Origin of the sequence: Mycobacterium sp. TY814, from assembly GCF_030755175.1 — a bacterium.
Taxonomy (GTDB): domain Bacteria; phylum Actinomycetota; class Actinomycetes; order Mycobacteriales; family Mycobacteriaceae; genus Mycobacterium.
On sequence record NZ_JAUFRY010000004.1, the window covers coordinates 34,786 to 53,453 of the forward strand.

19 protein-coding genes are annotated in these 18,668 nt (G+C 66.3%); 9 read left to right on the forward strand and 10 right to left on the reverse strand.

Annotated features, from left to right (window positions below; all coding sequences use genetic code 11):
- Position 1: 1 nt before the first annotated feature.
- Entirely contained in the window at positions 2-862 is an 861-nt protein-coding gene (locus tag QXH22_RS25330; RefSeq protein WP_306277387.1) for a MaoC/PaaZ C-terminal domain-containing protein, read from the forward strand.
- A 53-nt stretch (positions 863-915) separates the two neighbouring features.
- Here the strand turns inward: QXH22_RS25330 and QXH22_RS25335 are convergent, their stop codons facing one another.
- From QXH22_RS25335 to QXH22_RS25365, 7 genes are all read right to left on the reverse strand, one after another.
- The gene (locus QXH22_RS25335) at positions 916-1,761 is read right to left on the reverse strand and encodes an endonuclease domain-containing protein (protein WP_306277388.1); all 846 of its coding nucleotides are present in this window, start codon (positions 1,759-1,761) and stop codon (positions 916-918) included.
- A gap of 127 nt (positions 1,762-1,888) precedes the next feature.
- Positions 1,889-3,046: a lipid-transfer protein gene (locus QXH22_RS25340; RefSeq protein ID WP_306277389.1), complete on the reverse strand. Its 1,158-nt coding sequence runs from the start codon at positions 3,044-3,046 to the stop codon at positions 1,889-1,891.
- Positions 3,047-3,442, reverse strand: a complete 396-nt coding sequence (locus QXH22_RS25345) for a MaoC family dehydratase (RefSeq protein ID WP_306277390.1) — start codon at positions 3,440-3,442, stop codon at positions 3,047-3,049. It lies immediately after the preceding gene.
- The gene (locus QXH22_RS25350; protein WP_306277391.1) at positions 3,439-4,389 is read right to left on the reverse strand and encodes a bifunctional MaoC family dehydratase N-terminal/OB-fold nucleic acid binding domain-containing protein; all 951 of its coding nucleotides are present in this window, start codon (positions 4,387-4,389) and stop codon (positions 3,439-3,441) included. The genes QXH22_RS25345 and QXH22_RS25350 overlap by 4 nt, the downstream gene beginning before the upstream one ends.
- Complete coding sequence (fadE29, locus tag QXH22_RS25355) at positions 4,386-5,549, reverse strand: acyl-CoA dehydrogenase FadE29 (RefSeq protein ID WP_306247391.1); 1,164 nt, start codon at positions 5,547-5,549, stop codon at positions 4,386-4,388. Before fadE29 ends, QXH22_RS25350 begins: the two co-directional genes overlap by 4 nt.
- On the reverse strand, positions 5,550-6,554 hold the full coding sequence (locus QXH22_RS25360; RefSeq protein WP_306277392.1) for an acyl-CoA dehydrogenase family protein: 1,005 nt from the start codon (positions 6,552-6,554) through the stop codon (positions 5,550-5,552).
- Positions 6,555-6,559: 5 nt separating this feature from the next.
- The gene (locus QXH22_RS25365; RefSeq protein WP_306247387.1) at positions 6,560-7,810 is read right to left on the reverse strand and encodes a cytochrome P450; all 1,251 of its coding nucleotides are present in this window, start codon (positions 7,808-7,810) and stop codon (positions 6,560-6,562) included.
- Between the two features lie 132 nt (positions 7,811-7,942).
- Here QXH22_RS25365 and QXH22_RS25370 point away from each other — a divergent pair, with 132 nt between their 5' ends.
- Genes QXH22_RS25370 through QXH22_RS25380 form a run of 3 tightly spaced genes read left to right on the forward strand, consistent with a single transcriptional unit; the run spans position 7,943 to position 9,961 of the window.
- Entirely contained in the window at positions 7,943-9,106 is a 1,164-nt protein-coding gene (locus QXH22_RS25370) for a steroid 3-ketoacyl-CoA thiolase (RefSeq protein ID WP_306247385.1), read from the forward strand.
- Between the two features lie 3 nt (positions 9,107-9,109).
- On the forward strand, positions 9,110-9,496 hold the full coding sequence (locus QXH22_RS25375) for a hypothetical protein (RefSeq protein WP_306247383.1): 387 nt from the start codon (positions 9,110-9,112) through the stop codon (positions 9,494-9,496).
- 9 nt (positions 9,497-9,505) lie between these two features.
- On the forward strand, positions 9,506-9,961 hold the full coding sequence (locus QXH22_RS25380) for a nitroreductase family deazaflavin-dependent oxidoreductase (protein WP_306247381.1): 456 nt from the start codon (positions 9,506-9,508) through the stop codon (positions 9,959-9,961).
- An 84-nt stretch (positions 9,962-10,045) separates the two neighbouring features.
- Here the strand turns inward: QXH22_RS25380 and QXH22_RS25385 are convergent, their stop codons facing one another.
- Both QXH22_RS25385 and QXH22_RS25390 read right to left on the reverse strand, forming a co-directional pair.
- A complete protein-coding gene (locus QXH22_RS25385) occupies positions 10,046-10,960 on the reverse strand; it encodes an SDR family oxidoreductase (protein WP_306247379.1) in 915 nt (304 codons plus the stop codon).
- Between the two features lie 19 nt (positions 10,961-10,979).
- On the reverse strand, positions 10,980-11,762 hold the full coding sequence (locus QXH22_RS25390) for an SDR family oxidoreductase (protein WP_306277393.1): 783 nt from the start codon (positions 11,760-11,762) through the stop codon (positions 10,980-10,982).
- Positions 11,763-11,828: 66 nt separating this feature from the next.
- On the opposite strand from QXH22_RS25390, the gene echA20 reads away from it, so the two are divergent.
- The 5 genes from echA20 (at position 11,829) to QXH22_RS25415 (ending at position 17,386) form a co-directional block, all read left to right on the forward strand.
- On the forward strand, positions 11,829-12,587 hold the full coding sequence (gene echA20, locus QXH22_RS25395; protein ID WP_055581943.1) for a (7aS)-7a-methyl-1,5-dioxo-2,3,5,6,7,7a-hexahydro-1H-indene-carboxyl-CoA hydrolase: 759 nt from the start codon (positions 11,829-11,831) through the stop codon (positions 12,585-12,587).
- A 67-nt stretch (positions 12,588-12,654) separates the two neighbouring features.
- Positions 12,655-13,539, forward strand: a complete 885-nt coding sequence (ipdA, locus tag QXH22_RS25400) for a cholesterol ring-cleaving hydrolase subunit IpdA (RefSeq protein WP_306247997.1) — start codon at positions 12,655-12,657, stop codon at positions 13,537-13,539.
- Positions 13,536-14,279, forward strand: coding sequence for a cholesterol ring-cleaving hydrolase subunit IpdB (gene ipdB / locus QXH22_RS25405; RefSeq protein WP_306277394.1), 744 nt, complete (start codon positions 13,536-13,538; stop codon positions 14,277-14,279). Before ipdA ends, ipdB begins: the two co-directional genes overlap by 4 nt.
- Entirely contained in the window at positions 14,279-15,346 is a 1,068-nt protein-coding gene (gene ipdC, locus QXH22_RS25410; protein ID WP_306247372.1) for a (3aS,4S,5R,7aS)-5-hydroxy-7a-methyl-1-oxo-octahydro-1H-indene-4-carboxyl-CoA dehydrogenase, read from the forward strand. The genes ipdB and ipdC overlap by 1 nt, the downstream gene beginning before the upstream one ends.
- Before the next feature lie 30 nt (positions 15,347-15,376).
- A complete protein-coding gene (locus QXH22_RS25415; protein ID WP_306277395.1) occupies positions 15,377-17,386 on the forward strand; it encodes a fatty acid desaturase in 2,010 nt (669 codons plus the stop codon).
- A 375-nt stretch (positions 17,387-17,761) separates the two neighbouring features.
- Here QXH22_RS25415 and QXH22_RS25420 read toward each other — a convergent pair whose 3' ends face one another.
- The gene (locus tag QXH22_RS25420) at positions 17,762-18,622 is read right to left on the reverse strand and encodes an endonuclease domain-containing protein (RefSeq protein WP_306277396.1); all 861 of its coding nucleotides are present in this window, start codon (positions 18,620-18,622) and stop codon (positions 17,762-17,764) included.
- Positions 18,623-18,668 lie beyond the last annotated feature (46 nt).

Below are 18,668 nucleotides of genomic sequence, written 5' to 3' on the forward strand. Positions count from 1 at the left end.
CATGCCGATCGACGTCGAAGTCGCGCTCGCCGCGGAACTGGATCCCATCGAGTTCTCCTGGACGAGTACCGACATCCAGCTCTACCACCTCGGCCTGGGTGCCGGCGCCGACCCCATGGACCCGCGCGAACTGCGCTACCTGGTCGACGACACGCCGCAGGTGCTGCCCACCTTCGGTAACGTCGCCGCGACCTTCCACATGACCAAGCCGCCCACCGTGCAGTTCCCCGGTATCGACATCGAGTTGAGTAAGGTACTGCACGCCTCGGAGCGGGTGGAAGTGCCTGCGCCGCTGCCACCTTCGGGCTCGGCGACGTCGGTCACCCGGTTCACCGACATCTGGGACAAGGGCAAGGCCGCGGTGATCTGGAGTGAGACCACGGCAACGGCGCCGGACGGCACCGTGTTGTGGACGCAGCGGCGGTCCATCTTCGCTCGCGGCGAAGGTGGCTTCGGGGGTGAACGTGGGCCGTCGGGTTCGGACGCCGCACCCGACCGCGCGCCGGATCTCGAGCTGGCGATGCCGATTCTGCCGCAGCAGGCGCTGCTGTACCGGCTCTGCGGCGACCGCAACCCGCTGCACTCCGACCCTGAATTCGCTGCTGCCGCAGGCTTTCCGCAGCCGATCCTGCACGGCCTGTGCACCTACGGCATGACGTGCAAGGCCATCACCGACGCCCTGCTCGACGGCGACACCTCAGCCGTCGCGGCCTATGGCGCCCGCTTCGCGGGCGTGGCGTATCCGGGCGAGACGTTGCAGGTCAACGTCTGGAAGGAAGACGGCCGTTTCCTGGCCGGCGTTGTCGCACCAGCCCGCGAAAACGCCGTCGTGCTCAGCGGCGTGGAGTTGGTGCCCGCGTAGCCCCATTCCGCCGAGTGTGCGGCCAGCCGCGCGTTCGGCCTCCGGTGTTGCGGCTAGCCGCACATTCGGCTCCCCAATGCTGAGCGAACACGACTGATAATGTCGGCGGACTTGTCGCCGGCCAGCACTCGAATCACAGTCCAGCCAAGACGCTCGAGCATTTCCCGCCGCCGGCTGTCCCATTTGTACTGCCGCTGATCGGTTCTGTGCTGCTCACCGTCGTACTCAACTGCGACTTTCAAGTCGGGCCAGCCCATGTCGAGATACGCAAAAACGTCGCCAAACTCGTCGCTCACCGGAATTTGGGTCTGCGGCCTGGAAAAGCCGGCTTGCACAAGCAGCACCCGCAGCCAGGACTCCTTCGGAGATTGCGCACCGGCATCGAACAAGTCGATTGCCCGACGCGCACGCACGATGCCTCGTCTTCCACTGTATCGACGCGACAACAGCTCTACGTCCGCCGCCTTGATGTCGGTCGCCCGAGCCAGCGCGTCAATGGCCGCTACCGCTCTCGTCGTTGGATACCAGCAGCCGAGATCCAAGGCAGTCCTTCCCGGGGAGGTGACAACCATGCCGTCGATCAGCTGGATCTCGTCTTCATCTATGCGGTCGCGGTGCACACGGATCCCGGGTGGGCACCGACGATTACCGTGCAGCAATTCCACTGCCTGACCATCGTCGACCCATCGGCTGCCGTGCAGCACCGCCGCCGAGTATCCCGCGAGCACTCCACAGCGACCCGTCCACAGCCACCCGGCCTCGGCTCGTGACGTGGCGCTAACCGCCGCATTCCGCCCCACATAGACGTCTGGAAACAGGCGGCGATAGCGGGTAGACAGTTCAGACTTGGTCAGGACTCCCGTAGCGAGGGCCTCGCTACCAATGAACTGCTCACGCACGGTGGCAGCCTCGCACGCAGGGCCGCGGCGGTCACTTCAACTGTCTACACCCCGCCGAGTGTGCGGCTAGCCGCACCTCCGCAATCGAGTGTGCGGCTAGCCGCACACTCGCCGAAGGCAAAAAGGCTCAGCCGAGGATCAGCCCGGACGTCGGCACACCCGTCCCCGCGGTGACGAGCACGTGCTCGACGTCCGGAACCGGGTTCACCGACGTTCCACGCAATTGCCTTACACCCTCGGCGATTCCGTTCATCCCATGGATGTAGGCCTCACCCAGTTGACCGCCGTGCGTGTTGATCGGCAACCGCCCACCGATCTCGATCGCCCCGTCGGCGATGAAGTCCCTGGCCTCACCGCGGCCGCAGAACCCCAACTCCTCCAACTGAATCAGCGTGAACGGGGTGAAATGGTCGTACAGCACCGCGGTCTGAATGTCAGCCGGCGAAAGGCCGGACTGCGACCACAGTTGATCCCCCACCACCCCCATTTCGGGCAGCCCGATCTCGGGCCGGTAGTAGCTGACCATCGTGTACTGGTCCGGACTGGATCCCTGGGCCGCCGCCTCGATGACGGCCGGCCGGTGTTTCAGGTCGCGCGCCCGCTCCGCCGACGTCACCACGATCGCCACCGCGCCGTCGGTCTCCTGACAGCAGTCCAGCAGGCGCAGCGGCTCGGCGATCCACCGCGAATTCTGGTGGTCCTCAATGGTTATCGGCTTCTCGTAGAAATAGGCCTTGGGGTTGTTCGCCGCGTGCCTGCGGTCGGCCACCGACACCGCGCCGAAGTCCCGGCTACCGGCGCCCGACCAGTGCATGTACCGCCGGGCGATCATCGCCACCTGCGCGGCCGGAGTCGAAAGACCATGCGGGTAGGAGAACGAGTTGTCCACACCGGTCGAATCGGCGTTCTCGGTCAGCCGGGTCTGTACCTGGCCGAACCGCATGCCGGAGCGCTCGTTGAAGGCGCGGTAGGCCACCACCACGTCGGCCACCCCGGTGGCCACCGCGATCGCGGCCTGCTGGACGGTGGCACACGCCGCACCGCCGCCATACCCGATCTTGGAGAAGAACTTCAGATCACCGATGCCGGCCGCGCGCGCCACCGCGACCTCGGTGTTGGTGTCCATGGTGAAGGTGGTCAACCCATCGACGTCCGAAGGCGAAAGCCCCGCATCATCCAACGCGTCCAAAACGGCTTCCGCAGCCAGCCGCAGCTCGGAACGGCCGGAATTCTTGGAGAAGTCGGTAGCGCCGATCCCGACGATGGCCGCTTTACCGGACAACATCTACGCGTCCCCCATCGTCAGCGTCACGGTCGCAATGACATGGTTGCCAAGGCTGTTGGCGCCGATCACCTTTACCGTGATCAACCCGTCCTCGACCGCCGTCACCTCACCGGAGAAGGTCACCGTGTCGTGGGCGTACCACGGCACGCCGAGCCGCAGCCCGATCGACTTGATCAACGCCGACGGCCCGGCCCAGTCGGTGATGTAGCGCTGCACCAGACCAGTATCGGTCAGGATGTTGACGAAGATGTCCTTCGAGCCCTTCGCAACAGCCTTGTCCCGGTCGTGGTGCACGTCCTGAAAGTCGCGCGTAGCCAACGCTGTTGAGATGATGAACGTCGGGTCGCCGTACAACTTCAACTCGGGCAGGGCAAAGCCCACAGCAGGCGCGCTCATGCCTCCGGCTCCCAGGCGTACAGGGTCCACTCCGGCCCAGATTCCCCGGCCGGGAAATCGATATACGTTGCATGGACCGGCATTCCGATCTCCACCGCGGCGGGATCGACGCCGCGAAGTTCGCCCAGCATCCGGACGCCTTCCTCCAGTTCCACCAGCGCGATCACGAAAGGCAGTGTGCGGCCGGGCACTTTCGGCGCATGGTGCACCACGAAGCTGTACACGGTGCCGCGTCCGCTGGCCACCGCATAGTCAATGGGATCGGCCGGGTCCTGCCATACCGCCGGCACCGGCGGATGCTGCAGCGAACCGTCGGCCAGCTTCTGGATTCGCAGCTCGTGCGCCTTGACGCCCTCCCAGAAGAACGCGGTGTCGCGTGACGACGCCGGGCGCATCATCGCATCCGCGTCCAGGTCGTCGGGCACCGCAGCACCAGAAGACCCTGAAGCGGGCTTGAATTTCAGGATTCGCCAATTCATCTCGGCGACGTCTTCATCGCCGACCCGCCACACGATGTGCTGGTTGATGAAGAAGCCCTCACCCAGAGCGGTCTGCTTCGGCCCCACCACGTCGCCCATTTCGGAGGTGATGCTGACGTCCTCGCCGGGCCGCAGATAACGGTGATAGGTCTGCTCGCAGTTGGTCGCGACCACCCCGATATAACCGTTGTCGTCGAACAACTTCATCATCGGGCCCATCGGGTCGTCGTCCGGGCGAGCGCCGTTCAGGCCGAACATGGTCCACACCTGGATCATTGCCGGTGGCGCCACCAGTCCCGGGTGACCCACCGCACGGGCCGCGGCCTCGTCGACGTAGATCGGGTTGCGGTCGCCGATCGCTTCCACCCAGTTGTTGATCATCGGCTGGTTGACCGGGTCTCGCCCGGTGCGCGGCTTACCGCCACCTGCCGCGACAATCTCGGCGATGGCTTCTTGGAGTTCGCTCATCGAGGCACCCTCGGCACCTTCAGACCCGCCGCCGCGATCATCTCGCGCATCACCTCGTTGACCCCGCCACCGAAGGTGATCACCAGGTTGCGTTTGGTCTGCGAGTCCAGCCACTCCAGCAGCTCCGCGGTGTCCGGCTCGGCCGGGTTGCCGTACTTGCCGACGATCTCTTCGGCGAGCCGCCCGATGTACTGAATCTTCTCGGTACCAAAGACTTTCGTCGATGCCGCATCGGCCACGTTGATGTCCTCGCCGGCCGCGGCGACCTGCCAGTTCAACAGCTCGTTGACCCGCCACAGCGAGTAGATCTCCCCGAGCGCCCGCTTGACGTCGTGGTGGTCGATCGGAGTGACGCCATTGCCGCCGGGCTTGGACGCCCAGGCGTGCAGGCGATCGTAGATGCCGGCGGTACGACCGGCCGGCCCGAGCATCACCCGCTCGTTGTTGAGCTGGGTGGTGATCAGCCGCCAGCCGCCGTTCTCCTCGCCGACCAGCATGTCGGCCGGGACTCGCACGTCGTTGTAGTACGTGGCGTTGGTGTGGTGCGCGCCGTCGGACAGGATGACCGGCGTCCAGGAATAGCCGGGATCCTTGGTGTCCACGATCAGGATCGAAATGCCCTTGTGCTTCACGGCTTCCGGGTCGGTGCGGCAGGCCAGCCACACGTAGTCGGCGTCGTGGCCGCCGGTGGTCCACATCTTCTGGCCGTTGACGATGTACTCGTCGCCCTGGCGCACCGCCGAGGTCCGCAGCGAGGCCAGGTCGGTGCCGGCCTCCGGCTCGCTGTAACCGATCGCGAAGTGCACCTCGCCCGCGAGGATCGCCGGCAGGAACTTCTTCTTCTGCGCCTCGGTGCCGAACTGCTGCAGCACCGGACCCACCGTCTGCAGCGTCACCGCGGGCAGCGGCACATCGGCCCGGTGCGCCTCGTTGACGAAGATGGATTGTTCGATCGGCCCGAAACCCAAGCCGCCGTACTCTTTCGGCCATCCCACGCCGAGCTTGCCGTCCTTGCCCATCCGGCGGATCACCGCTCGATAGGCCTCGTTGTGGCGGTCCTGCTCCATCGCTTTCGCCTCGTCGGACGAAATCAGATTGGTGAAATACTCCCGCAGCTCCGCCTGCAGCTGGCGCTGCTCAGGGGTCAAGTCGATAAACATCTACACTCCCACCAGATCTAGTCGGTGTGATGGCCCGCCCAGCAATCGGGTCAGGTCCTTGATCGTGGAGTAGTACCGGTGCATCGGGTAGGTGATGTCCATACCCATGCCACCGTGCAGGTGATGACATGTCTGCATCACCGGTGGCGCCTGCGAAGCCAGCCAGTATCCGAGCACGTCGAGATCGGAACCGGCGTCGCGTCCCTCGGCCAGTTTCCAGAGCACCGCCTTGGACGCCAAATCGAGTGTGCGCGAAGCGATGTAGACCTCCGCCAGCTGCGCCGCAACGGTCTGGAATGTCGAGAGCGGCTTGCCGAACTGCTTGCGCCCGGCCACATAGTCAGCCGTCAGCCGCAACGCTCCGGCCACCAGGCCGGCGGCATAGGCACCGGTCATGGCCAGCACCAGTTGGTTGACCCGCGCCGCCGTAGCACCGGCCAGCACGTCGGCGTCGGCGACCGCGACATCGGTGAAGGTCACTGTGTACTCGTCGGAGCCGCTGGATGTCGGGGTACGGACCAGGCGCACGCCATCGGCATTGGGCGACACCACCACCACACCGGTGTCGGCCGTCACCAGCATCCAGTCCGCCGACTCCGCGTACCCGACAGCGACTTTCACCCCGGACAACCGCCCGCCGCTGAACGCAACCGAAGGCCGGTCCGGCAGTGGGGAACCGGGTTCGTTCAGTGCCGCGGTCAGCACCCCGCCACCGGAAACTGCGGCCAGGTAGCGGTCCTGCTGCTCCTGCGACGCCAGTTCGATCAGCGGCACCACGCCGTAGCCCAGTGTGACCAACGCCGGTGTGATGGCGCCGTGGCGGCCTGCTTCGGTGAGCACGGTGCCCACCTCCGCCAGACCTACCCCGTCCCCACCCAGACGTTCGGGCACCGCCAATGCCGTCACTCCGCCGTCCGCCAGTGCGGCCCATGACAATTCGCGGCTCAGTACCGACTTCACGACGTCGGCGACGGCCTCCTGCTCTGCGCTGAGATTGAAGTCCATCGTGATCAGTGCGCCACCGCGTTTTTGCCGGTGTAGTCGACCTGCCAGTGCTTGATTCCGTTGAGCCAGCCCGAGCGCAGCCGCTCGGGCTCACCGACCGGGGTGAGGTCCGGCATGTGATCGGCCACCGCGTTGAAGATCAGGTTGATGGTCATGCGGGCCAGGTTAGCGCCGATGCAGTAGTGGGCGCCGGTGCCGCCGAAACCGACGTGCGGGTTCGGGTCGCGCAGGATGTTGAAGCTGTGCGGGTCGTCGAACACGTCCTCGTCGAAATTGGCCGACCGGTAGGACATCACCACCCGCTGGCCCTTCTTGATCTGCACGCCGCCCAGCTCGGTGTCCTCGCTGGCGGTGCGCTGGAACGCCGAAACCGGTGTGGCCCAGCGGATGATCTCGTCAGCGGTGGTCGACGGCCGCTCCTTCTTGAAGAGCTCCCACTGATCGGGGTTGTTCGCCAGGGCGATCATGCCGTGGGTGATCGAGTTGCGCGTGGTCTCGTTGCCGGCCACCGCGAGCATGATCACGAAGAACCCGAACTCGTCGTCGGAAAGCTTTTCGCCGTCGATGTCGGCCTGGATGAGCGTCGTGACGATGTCGTCGGTGGGATTCTTACCCCGCTCGTCGGCCATCGCCATCGCGTACACGATCAGCTCCATCGAGGACTGAGCCGGATCGACGGTGGCGTACTCCGGGTCGGTGCCACCGGTCATCTCGTTGGACCAGCGGAAGAGCTTGTCGCGGTCCTCCTGGGGAACGCCGAGCAGGCCGGCAATGGCCTGCAATGGCAATTCGCATGCCACCTGCTCGACGAAGTCGCCGCTACCCGCACTGGCGGCGGTCTTGGCGATGTTCTGGGCCCGCTGGGACAGCTCCGCTTCCAGCCTCCCGATGGCCCGGGGGGTGAAGCCGCGGGAGATGATCTTGCGCAGCCGGGTGTGGTGGGGTGCGTCCATGTTCAGCATGACGCTGCGCTGCAGTTCCACCTGCTCGCGCTTCATCTCCGGCGGCCAAGTCGGGATGGCGCCGTTCATCCAGCTGGAGAAGAGGTCGCTACGCCTCGACACCTCTTTGACGTCTGCGTGGCGGGTGACGAGCCAATAACCGTGGTCCTCGAACCCACCCGCGCCGCCGGGGATGTCGACCCAGTGGATCGGCTCCGCCTTGCGCAGCCAGGCGAGCTCCTCGACGGGCAAACCTGCGAGGTTGACGTCGGGGTCGAGGAAGTCGAAGTCGGCGGGAATATTGGGGGGTGCCATGTAGGGTGCGCTCCTTTTACAACACTATTTGCAACGTGTTCTAGTGCCAGTAAAACACGGCTCCTGCGCAGATAAAAGGCAGGTAACCATCCTTGCTTGTCATAGTAATGAAACGTGTTCTAGCCTGGCTTCATGGGTAACCCGGTAATCGTCGAAGCCACTCGCAGCCCTATCGGCAAGCGCAATGGATGGCTCTCAGGACTGCATGCCACCGAACTGCTCGGGGCGGTGCAGAAGGCACTGGTCGAGAAGGCCGGTATTGAGGCCGGAGACGTCGAACAACTCGTCGGCGGCTGCGTCACGCAGTTCGGCGAACAGTCCAACAACATCACCCGGGTGGCGTGGCTGACGGCCGGACTGCCCGAGCACGTCGGCGCCACCACGATCGACTGCCAGTGCGGCAGCAGCCAGCAGGCCAATCACCTGGTCGCCGGGTTGATCGCCACCGGTGCCATCGACATCGGCATCGCCTGCGGTATCGAGGCGATGAGCCGGGTGGGTCTGGGCGCCAACGCCGGCCCCGACCGCGCGGCGATCCGCGCGGCATCCTGGGACATCGATATGCCGAATCAGTTCGAGGCCGCCGAGCGCATCGCCAAGCGCCGTGGCATCACCCGCGAGGAGATCGACGCATTCGGCTTCGCCTCCCAGGCGAAGGCCAAGCGGGCTTGGGAGGAGAACCGGTTCGAGCGGGAGATCTCGCCGATCGTGGCGCCGGTGCTCGACGAGAACAAGCGGCCGACCGACGAGCGCGCGCCGGTCACCCGCGACCAGGGTCTGCGCGACACCACGTTGGAGGGGTTGAGCCAGCTCAAGCCCGTGATGGAGGGCGGCATTCACACGGCGGGCACCTCGTCGCAGATCTCCGACGGCGCGGCCGCGGTGCTCTGGATGGATGAGGACAAGGCCAAGGCGCTCGGGCTGCGGCCGCGGGCCCGAATCGTCAGCCAGGCCAACGTCGGCGCGGAGCCCTACTACCACCTCGACGGTCCCGTGCAGTCGACGGCGCGGGTGCTGGAGAAGGCCGGGATGAAGATGGGCGACATCGACATCGTGGAGATCAACGAGGCTTTCGCGTCGGTGGTGCTGTCCTGGGCGCGGGTGCACGAGCCCGACATGGACCGGGTCAACGTCAACGGCGGCGCCATCGCCCTGGGCCACCCGGTGGGCTCCACCGGAGCCCGGCTGATCACCACCGCGCTGCACGAACTGGAGCGCACTGACCAGAGCACCGCGCTGATCACCATGTGTGCGGGTGGCGCGCTGTCGACCGGGACCATCATCGAACGCATCTAGACCGTGCACGTCTCCGAGGAGAGTCGCATCGCCGCGGCTCAGAGCTACATCGATGCACTCGTCAGCCACGACGCCGAAGCCGTTCCGTTCGCCGCCGGATGCACCCGCATCGAATTGGGCGTGAAGAACGGCTTCTCCGGTAATCACCTACGGCGCGGCCTGAATCGCGGATTGCAGTACCGCGTCATCGCCGATGCCACGCCCCCGCACTACCGCATCGAGGGCGACGAGGTACACGCCCGCTACGACGTCTTGAGCAAGGCGGCGCTCGCCGGTCGGCGAATCGCCGCGCGGGTCGACGAGACGTTCGTGATTCCGGCCGAAAGCCCCACCGGCAAAGCCGAAATCCAGCACATCAGAGCCAGTTTCACGCCGTTCATCCAGCACTAGGATCAATTCATGCCGAAATCTCCCCCGCGCTTTCTGAATTCGCCGCTGACTGATCACTTCATCAAGTGGATGTCGCGACTGAACACGTGGATGTACCGCCGCAACGGCGGCGAAGGTCTCGGCAGCACATTCCAGAAGATCCCCGTCGCCCTGCTGACCACCACCGGTCGCAAGACCGGTGAACCCCGGGTCAGCCCGCTCTACTTCCTGCGCGACGGTAACCGCGTCATCGTGGCGGCATCGAAGGGCGGCTCGGCCAAGAACCCCATGTGGTACCTCAACCTCAAGGCAAACCCCAAGGTGAAGGTGCAGATCAAGAAGGAAATCCTCGACCTCACCGCACGCGACGCCACCGACGAGGAACGCGCCAAGTACTGGCCGAAGCTGGTGGACATGTACCCGACCTATGAGGACTATCAGGCCTGGACCGACCGGACGATCCCGATCGTCATCTGCGACCCGTAAAAATCCCGCGACCGCGTTGATTCTGCGTCCAGGGCGCGACGCACCCGCACATTCGCACCCTGTACGCAGAGTCAACGCAAAACGCTAGGCCCCGTATACCGGAACCGGCGTCCGTGACTTGGCCAGCAGGTCGGTGACCACCGGCCCCAGCTCGGTGGGATCCCACTTCGCGCCCTTGTCGATCTGTGGTCCGTGCGCCCAACCCTCGGCGACCCGGATCAGCCCGCCCTCGACTTCGAAAACCTTTCCGGTGACGTCCCGGGACTCGACGCTGCCCAGCCACACCACCAGCGGCGAGACGTTCTCCGGGGCCATCGCGTCGAATCCACCGTCCTCCGGGGCGGCCATCGTCTCGGCGAACACGGCCTCGGTCATGCGGGTACGGGCGGCGGGCGCGATCGCATTGACCGTGATGCCGTAGCGCCCGAGTTCGGCGGCGCCGACGAGAGTCAGCGCCGCGATTCCGGCCTTGGCGGCGGAGTAGTTGCCCTGCCCGACACTGCCTTGCAGGCCGGCGCCGGAGCTGGTGTTGATGATGCGGGCATTCAGCTCGTCCGGGCCGACGGTGCCGGCCTTGATCTGCCGGCGCCAGTAGCCGGCCGCGTGCCGCAGGGTGGCGAAGTGACCCTTGAGATGCACACGGATGACGGCGTCCCACTCACTTTCGCTGGTATTGGCCAGCATCCGGTCACGGATGAATCCGGCGTTGTTGACCAGCACGTCGAGGCCGCCGAAGGTGTCGACCGCCGTGTCGATCAGGTTCTGCGCGCCGGTCCAGTCGGCGATGTCGTCGCCGTTGGCCACGGCTTCCCCACCGGCGGCGGTGATTTCGTCGACCACCTGCTGCGCCGGGCTTTCGCCGGCCGATCCGTCCAGGCCCACGCCGATGTCGTTGACCACCACCCGTGCGCCTTCGGCGGCGAACGCCAGGGCATGCGCACGGCCGATGCCGCGGCCCGCGCCGGTAACGATGACCACTCGGCCGTCAACCAAACCCATTGCCACTACTCCTTTTCCGTCATTTGTTGGCGCTCGAGGCGGCCAGATACTGCGGCGGCTCCCCACCGCCGTGCACCTCCAGCGTCGCCCCACTGATGTACGACGCCACGTCGGATGCCAGAAATGCTGCCGCCCAACCGATGTCGACAGGCTTGGCCAGCCGGCCCAACGGCACGGTGGCCGCGACCCGGGCGACCGAGTCGGCGTCGCCGTAGAACAGTTCGGACTGTTCGGTCTCGACCATGCCGACCACCACCGCGTTGACGCGGATCTTGGGCGCCCACTCGACAGCCAGGGTGGTGGTGAGGTTTTCGAAGCCGGCCTTGGCCACGCCGTAGGCGGCGGTGCCCGGCGTGGGCCGGCGCCCGCTGACGCTGCAGATGTTGACGATCGAGCCGCCGTTCGGCTGGTTCTGCATCACCGCGTGCGCATGCTGCGAAACCAACAGCGGTGCAAGCACATTGAGCTCGACGATCTTGCGGTGGAAGTTGTGCGTCGCCTCGGCGGCCAACACGTACGGAGAACCGCCGGCGTTGTTGACCAACACGTCCAGACGCCCGTACTGCTCCACTATCGTCCCCACCAGGCGCTTGACCGACTCCTCGTCGCGAATGTCGCAACTGTGGAACTCGTGCGGAAAGCCCTCGACCGGGCGTCGCGCACAGGCGACGACCGTCGCGCCCTGCTCGGCGAAAACCGAACTGATACCGGCGCCGACGCCGCGAACGCCGCCAGTCACCAGCACCACACGCCCGGCCAAACCCAGATTGATGCTGCCGGGGGCTGATTGGGGTTCGGTCACTGTGCTAGCGTACCAAGCAAGTGCTTGCTTAGGTAACTGACCCCAGCGGACTCAGCAGGAAGTGCCATGACGATCACCTCCACAACGACAGAACCCGGAATAGTCGCGGTCACCGTCGACTACCCGCCCGTCAACGCCATTCCGTCACAAGGATGGTTCGAACTCGGGGACGCCATCACGGCCGCCGGCCGGGATCCGCAGACCCATGCGGTCATCCTGCGGGCCGAAGGCCGCGGCTTCAACGCCGGCGTCGACATCAAGGAAATGCAGCGCACCGAGGGCTTCACGGCGCTGATCGACGCGAACCGCGGGTGCTTCGCGGCATTCCGTGCGGTCTACGAGTGTGCGGTGCCGGTGATCGCCGCGGTCAACGGCTTCTGTGTCGGCGGCGGCATCGGCCTGGTGGGCAACGCCGACGTCATCGTCGCCTCCGACGACGCGATCTTCGGGCTGCCGGAGGTGGAACGCGGCGCACTCGGCGCGGCCACCCATCTGTCCCGCCTGGTGCCGCAGCACATGATGCGGCGCCTGTTCTTCACCGCCGCCACCGTGGACGCCGCGACGCTGCACCACTTCGGCTCGGTGCATGAGGTGGTGCCGCGCGCTGAGTTGGACGAAGCCGCGCTCAGAGTGGCCCGCGATATCGCCGCCAAGGACACCCGCGTCATCCGCGCCGCCAAGGAGGCGCTGAACCTGATCGACGTGCAACGCGTCAACTCGAGCTACCGCATGGAGCAGGGGTTCACGTTCGAACTCAACCTCGCCGGTGTCGCCGACGAGCACCGCGACGCGTTCGCCGGAACGGCAAAGGGCAAGAAGGAATGACGCCGGCGACGATGCAGCGGGGGTCCCGCCCGCTTGCAGGGGACGAAGCGATGAGGAGGAGCGGCGCATGACCCGCGACAAGACGACCACTCTGGACGACGCCGTCGCGCACGTAGAGAGCGGCATGACGATCGGTATCGCCGGCTGGGGATCGCGCCGCAAGCCGATGGCCTTCGTGCGGGCGCTGCTGCGCACGGACGTCACCGACCTGACCGTCGTCACTTACGGCGGCCCGGACTTGGGCCTACTGTGCTCGGCCGGCAAGGTCAAGCGGGTCTACTACGGGTTCGTCTCCCTGGACTCGCCGCCCTTCTACGACCCGTGGTTCGCCAAGGCCCGCACCAGCGGCGCCATCGAGGCCCGCGAGATGGACGAGGGCATGCTGCGCAACGGCTTGCAGGCGGCGGCACAACGGCTGCCGTTCCTGCCGACCCGCGCGGGGCTCGGCAGTTCGGTGCCGGACTTCTGGGAGGGCGAACTCAAGACCGTCACCAGCCCCTACCCCACCGACGGCGGGTACGAGAAGCTGATCGCGATGCCGGCGCTGCGGCTCGACGTCGCGTTCGCCCACCTCAATCTCGGTGACAACAGGGGCAATGCCGCATACACCGGCATCGACCCCTACTTCGACGACCTGTTCCTGATGGCCGCCGACCGTAGATTCCTGTCGGTGGAGCGCATTGTGCCTACGGAGGAACTGGTCAAATCGGTTCCCCCGCAGGCGCTTTTGATCAACCGGATGATGGTCGACGGCGTGGTGGAAGCGCCTGGTGGCGCTCACTTCACCACCGCCGCACCGGACTACGGCCGCGACGAGAAGTTCCAGCGGCACTACGCCGAGGCCGCTTCCACCGAAGAGGGCTGGCAGCAGTTCGTAGCCACCTACCTGTCCGGCGGCGAAGAGGATTACCAGGCCGCCGTGCGGAAGTTCGCCGAGGAGGCAGCGAAATGAGCGGCACCCGAGCAGAAGTATGCGCGATCGCCTGCGCCGAGTTGTTCAGGGACGCGGGCGAAATCATGATCAGCCCGATGACCAACATGGCCTCCGTCGGGGCCCGGCTGGCACGGCTGACCTTCTCCCCCGACATCCTGCTCACCGACGGCGAGGCGCAATTGCTGGCCGACACCCCGGCACTCGGCAAGACCGGACCGGTCGAAGGCTGGATGCCGTTCGGTCGGGTCTTCGAAACCCTCTGCTGGGGCCGTCGGCATGTCGTGATGGGCGCCAATCAGGTTGACCGCTATGGCAATCAGAACATCTCGGCGTTTGGCCCGCTGCAGCAGCCGACCCGGCAGATGTTCGGGGTCCGCGGCTCACCAGGCAATACCATCAACCACGCCACCAGTTACTGGGTCGGTAGCCACTCCAAGCGGGTGTTCACCGAAACCGTCGACGTCGTCTCCGGCATCGGTTACGACAAGGTCGATCCGGACAACCCGGCGTTCCGGTTCGTCAACGTCTTCCGGGTGGTGTCGAATCTGGGTGTCTTCGACTTCGGCGGACCGGACCACACCATGCGGGCACTGTCCCTGCACCCCGGTGTGTCCCCCGACGACGTCCGCGAGGCCACCTCGTTCGAGGTGCACGGCCTCGACGAGGCCGGTGAGTCCCGGCAGCCCACCGACGACGAACTGCGACTCATCCGTGAGGTCATCGACCCGAAGGCGCTGCGCGACAGAGAGATCCGGTAGTGAGGATCAAGACGCCGCTGACCGAGCTGGTCGGCATCGAACACCCGGTGGTGCAGACCGGGATGGGATGGGTGGCCGGTGCCCGGCTGGTGTCGGCCACGGCCAACGCCGGCGGGTTGGGCATTCTCGCCTCGGCCACCATGACGCTCGACGAACTGTCGGCGGCCATCAAGAAGGTGAAGGCCGCGACGGACAAACCGTTCGGCGTCAACATGCGTGCCGATGCCGCCGACGCCGGCGACCGCGTCGAACTGATGATCCGTGAGGGCGTCAAGGTGGCGTCCTTCGCGCTGGCGCCCAAACCCGAATTGATCGCCCGGCTCAAAGAGGCTGGGGCCGTGGTTATTCCGTCGATCGGGGCGGCCAAGCACGCCCGCAAGGTCGCCGGGTGGGGCGCCGACGCGATGATCGTGCAGGGCGGTGAAGGGGGCGGGCACACCGGTCCGGTTGCCACGACCCTGCTGCTGCCGTCGGTGCTGGACGCGGTCAAGGGCACGGACATTCCGGTGATCGCCGCGGGCGGGTTCTTCGACGGACGCGGACTGGCAGCAGCGCTGTCCTACGGCGCAGCCGGGGTTGCCATGGGCACCCGCTTCCTGCTCACCTCGGATTCCACGGTGCCCGACGCCGTCAAACGGCGTTACCTGGACTCGGCACTGGACGGCACCGTGGTCACCACCCGCGTCGACGGCATGCCGCACCGGGTGCTGCGCACCGGCCTGGTGGAGAAGCTGGAAAGCGGCTCGCGGGCACGTGGTTTCACCGCGGCGGTACGCAACGCGGCCAAGTTCAAGCAGATGTCGCAGATGAGCTGGCGGTCGATGATCCAGGACGGTCTGGCGATGCGGCACGGCAAGGAGCTGACCTGGTCGCAGGTGGTGATGGCGGCCAACACCCCGATGTTGCTCAAGGCGGGACTGGTGGAGGGCAACACCGACGCCGGCGTGCTGGCATCCGGCCAGGTGGCCGGCATTCTGGACGACCTGCCGTCGTGTGCCGAGCTGATCGAATCGGTCGTCGCGGAGGCCATCGAGCATCTGCAGGCCGCGGCGAAGCTAGTGGAGTAGTTGACGCGTGTCGACTAAGCTCTTCCAGCTATGTCGACCGTCGAGCAGGCACCAGCGACCTCCGGGTCCGCCGCGCAGCACGCGCTGCCCGATCCGGGTGAAGCAGTTCCCAAGCTCGCGCTGCCCACCATCGGGATCTTTCTCGCGTCGCTGACCGCGTTCGTCACCACGACGGTCGGCTACATCAACGGCTGGTCACCCTGGTGGGTGACCATTCCGGTCAACGCCGCGGTGACGTTCGTGATGTTCACCGTCGTGCACGACGCGTCGCACTACTCGATCAGCTCCGTGCGCTGGGTCAACGGTCTGATGGGGCGGCTGGCCTGGCTGTTCGTCGGCCCGGTGGTCGCCTTCCCGTCGTTCGGCTACATCCACATTCAGCACCACCGGCATTCCAACGACGACGACCAGGACCCGGACACCTTCGCCTCGCACGGCAAGTGGTGGCAGCTGCCGCTGCGCTGGTCGATGGTGGAGTACTTCTACTTGCGGTACTACCTGCCGCGCGCCCGCAGCCGGCCGGTCGTCGAAGTGGCCGAGACCGTCGTGATGATGACGCTGTCCATCGCCGGACTGGTCGCGGCGATCGTCACCGGAAACTTCTGGATCCTGGCCGTCGTCTTCCTGATCCCGCAGCGGATCGGCCTCACCATCCTGGCGTGGTGGTTCGACTGGCTGCCCCATCACGGTCTGGAAGACACTCAGCGCACCAATCGCTACCGCGCAACCCGCAATCGCGTCGGCGCCGAATGGCTGTTCACCCCGGTGCTGCTGTCGCAGAACTACCACCTGGTGCACCACCTGCACCCGTCCGTGCCGTTCTATCGGTATCTGCGGACGTGGAAGCGCAACGAAGAGGCTTACCTGGAGCGCAACGCCGCCATCAACACCGTCTTCGGGCAGCAACTGAATCCCGACGAGTACCGGGAGTGGAAGGACCTCAACGGCCGGCTCGCCAAGCTGCTGCCGGTTCGGATGCCGTCACGCTCGAGTTCGCCGCACGCCGTCCTGCACCGCATCCCGGTCGCGTCGGTGGACCCGATCACCGCCGACAGCACCCTGGTCACCTTCGCGGTGCCGGAGGACCTGCAGGACGCGTTCCGGTTCGAGCCGGGTCAGCATGTGACGGTGGTGGGCGCCGAGGGTGTTCGGCGCAACTACTCGATCTGCGCCCCGGCGACCCGCGCGCAGTTGCGGATTGCGGTCAAACACATTCCAGGCGGCGCCTTTTCGACGTATGTGGCCGAACGACTGCAGGCCGGTGACGTGCTCGAGCTGATGACCCCGACCGGACGGTTCGGCACCCCGTTGCATCCGCTGAACCGCAAGCACTACGTCGGCCTGGTGGCTGGCAGTGGCATCACGCCGGTCTTGTCGATCCTGGCGACGACCCTGGAGATCGAAACCGAGAGCCGGTTCACGCTCATCTACGGCAACCGCACCAAGGAATCGACAATGTTCCGCGCAGAGCTCGACCGCCTCGAGTCGCGCTACGCCGACCGGCTGGAGATCCTGCACGTGCTGTCGGGCGAGTCGTTGCACACTCCGGAACTGCGCGGCCGGATCGACCGCGACAAACTCAACCTGTGGCTGACCGGCAACCTGCAGCCCGAGGCCGTGGACGAGTGGTTCATCTGCGGGCCGATGGAGATGACGACATCGGTGCGCGAGTCGCTGCTCGAGCACCGCGTGGATCCCGAGTGCATCCACCTCGAGCTCTTCCATGGGTTCGAAACCGGTTCCGCCGCAGAGCATTCCTACGAGGCCGCGACGGTGACATTCACGCTGTCCGGTAAGCAGTGGACGTATGACCTGACCCCCGGCGACTCGATCCTGGAGGGAGCGCTGCAGGTTCGCGACGATGCGCCGTACGCCTGCATGGGCGGTGCGTGCGGAACCTGCCGGGCGAAGCTGGTCGAGGGCAACGTCGAGATGGACCACAACTTCGCGCTCGGGCAGGCCGAACTGGACGCGGGCTACATTTTGACCTGCCAGTCGCACCCCACGACGCCGTTCGTCTCGGTCGACTACGACGCCTAGGGCCAGCGCCCCGGCCCCCAGCGCCCCTCGCGGCCCCTCACGGCCCCGGCCTCGCCCCTCGCGGCCCCTCGCCCCGCCCCTCGCGGCCCCTCGCCCCGCCCCTCGCGGCCCCGGCCTCGCCCCTCTTCGCCGAGTGTGAATCTCACGACGCGACACGCCGGCGGAGCGTCGTGAGATTCCCACTCGCGGTAATACCCAGCGCCATTAGCCATCCTGGCGACTCTCACACCCCGCTTCCCTTCGCCGAGTGTGAATCTCACGACGCGACACGCCGATTCGGCGACGTGAGGTTCATGTTCGCGACTTCCCATGCCTCGGCCCCGCGGCCCCGCGGAGTCCCGGAGTCCCGGACCGCCCGCCTCGCGGGGTCCAGGGTCACCAGCGCCATCCGGCCGCCTGCATGGCCGCGACAACTCGAGCAATGAACGTTGCCTCCCGGTAGCGGAGCAGGTCGTTGCTGACCCTGACGATTGTCCACCCCAGGTCCATCAGTGCGGCGTGCCGGTCGATATCCCGCGCACGTTGTTCCGGATCCGTCCAGTGCTGCGGGCCGTCGTATTCGATGCCAACGCGCAGCTCCTCGTAGCCCATGTCGATGCGGGCCACGAAGTCGCCGTATTCCCCATGCACCCGGATCTGTGTCCGTGGTTTCGGTAGCCCCGCGTCGATCAACACCAATCGGGTCCGCGTCTCTTGCGGTGACTCCGCCCCTCCGTCGACCAACGGCAATATGCGGCGAAGCCGGACCAACCCGCGCGCACCGCGATATCCGGCAACGACGGCCTCTACCTCAGCGAACTTGAGATCGGTGGCGTTCACCAAAGCGTCGAGGCGCTGTACGGCATGTAAGCGGTCAGCGGTTCGCCGGCCGATATCGAATGCCGTGCGCGCCGGAGTGGTGACCGTGATCCCGTCGACAATCAGTACCTCGTGCGGCGCCAAACTGTCGGTATGAACGACGATGCGCGCCGGGGGTTTTCGATTGTCGTGCACCAGTTCCGCGTCGAGCGCCGGGCTGACCCACTTGGCGCCCAGCAGCGCCGCGGCCGAGTTGCCGGCGACCACGCCCCGTCGGCGCGACCACAACCACGCGGCCCGTGCGCGCTGGCCTGCCGTCAGCTCAATACCGGCCGGGCCGTACACCCCGGGATAAACGGGCTCGTACAGACAACGCAGTGCGCGCTCGCTGATCGCCTTGCCGGCCAGGGCTTCGGCGCCCAGAAACGGCCAATCCATCCGGGCATGCTGTCAGCCGGGCGCGTTCACCGCCGTCGCCCATCCC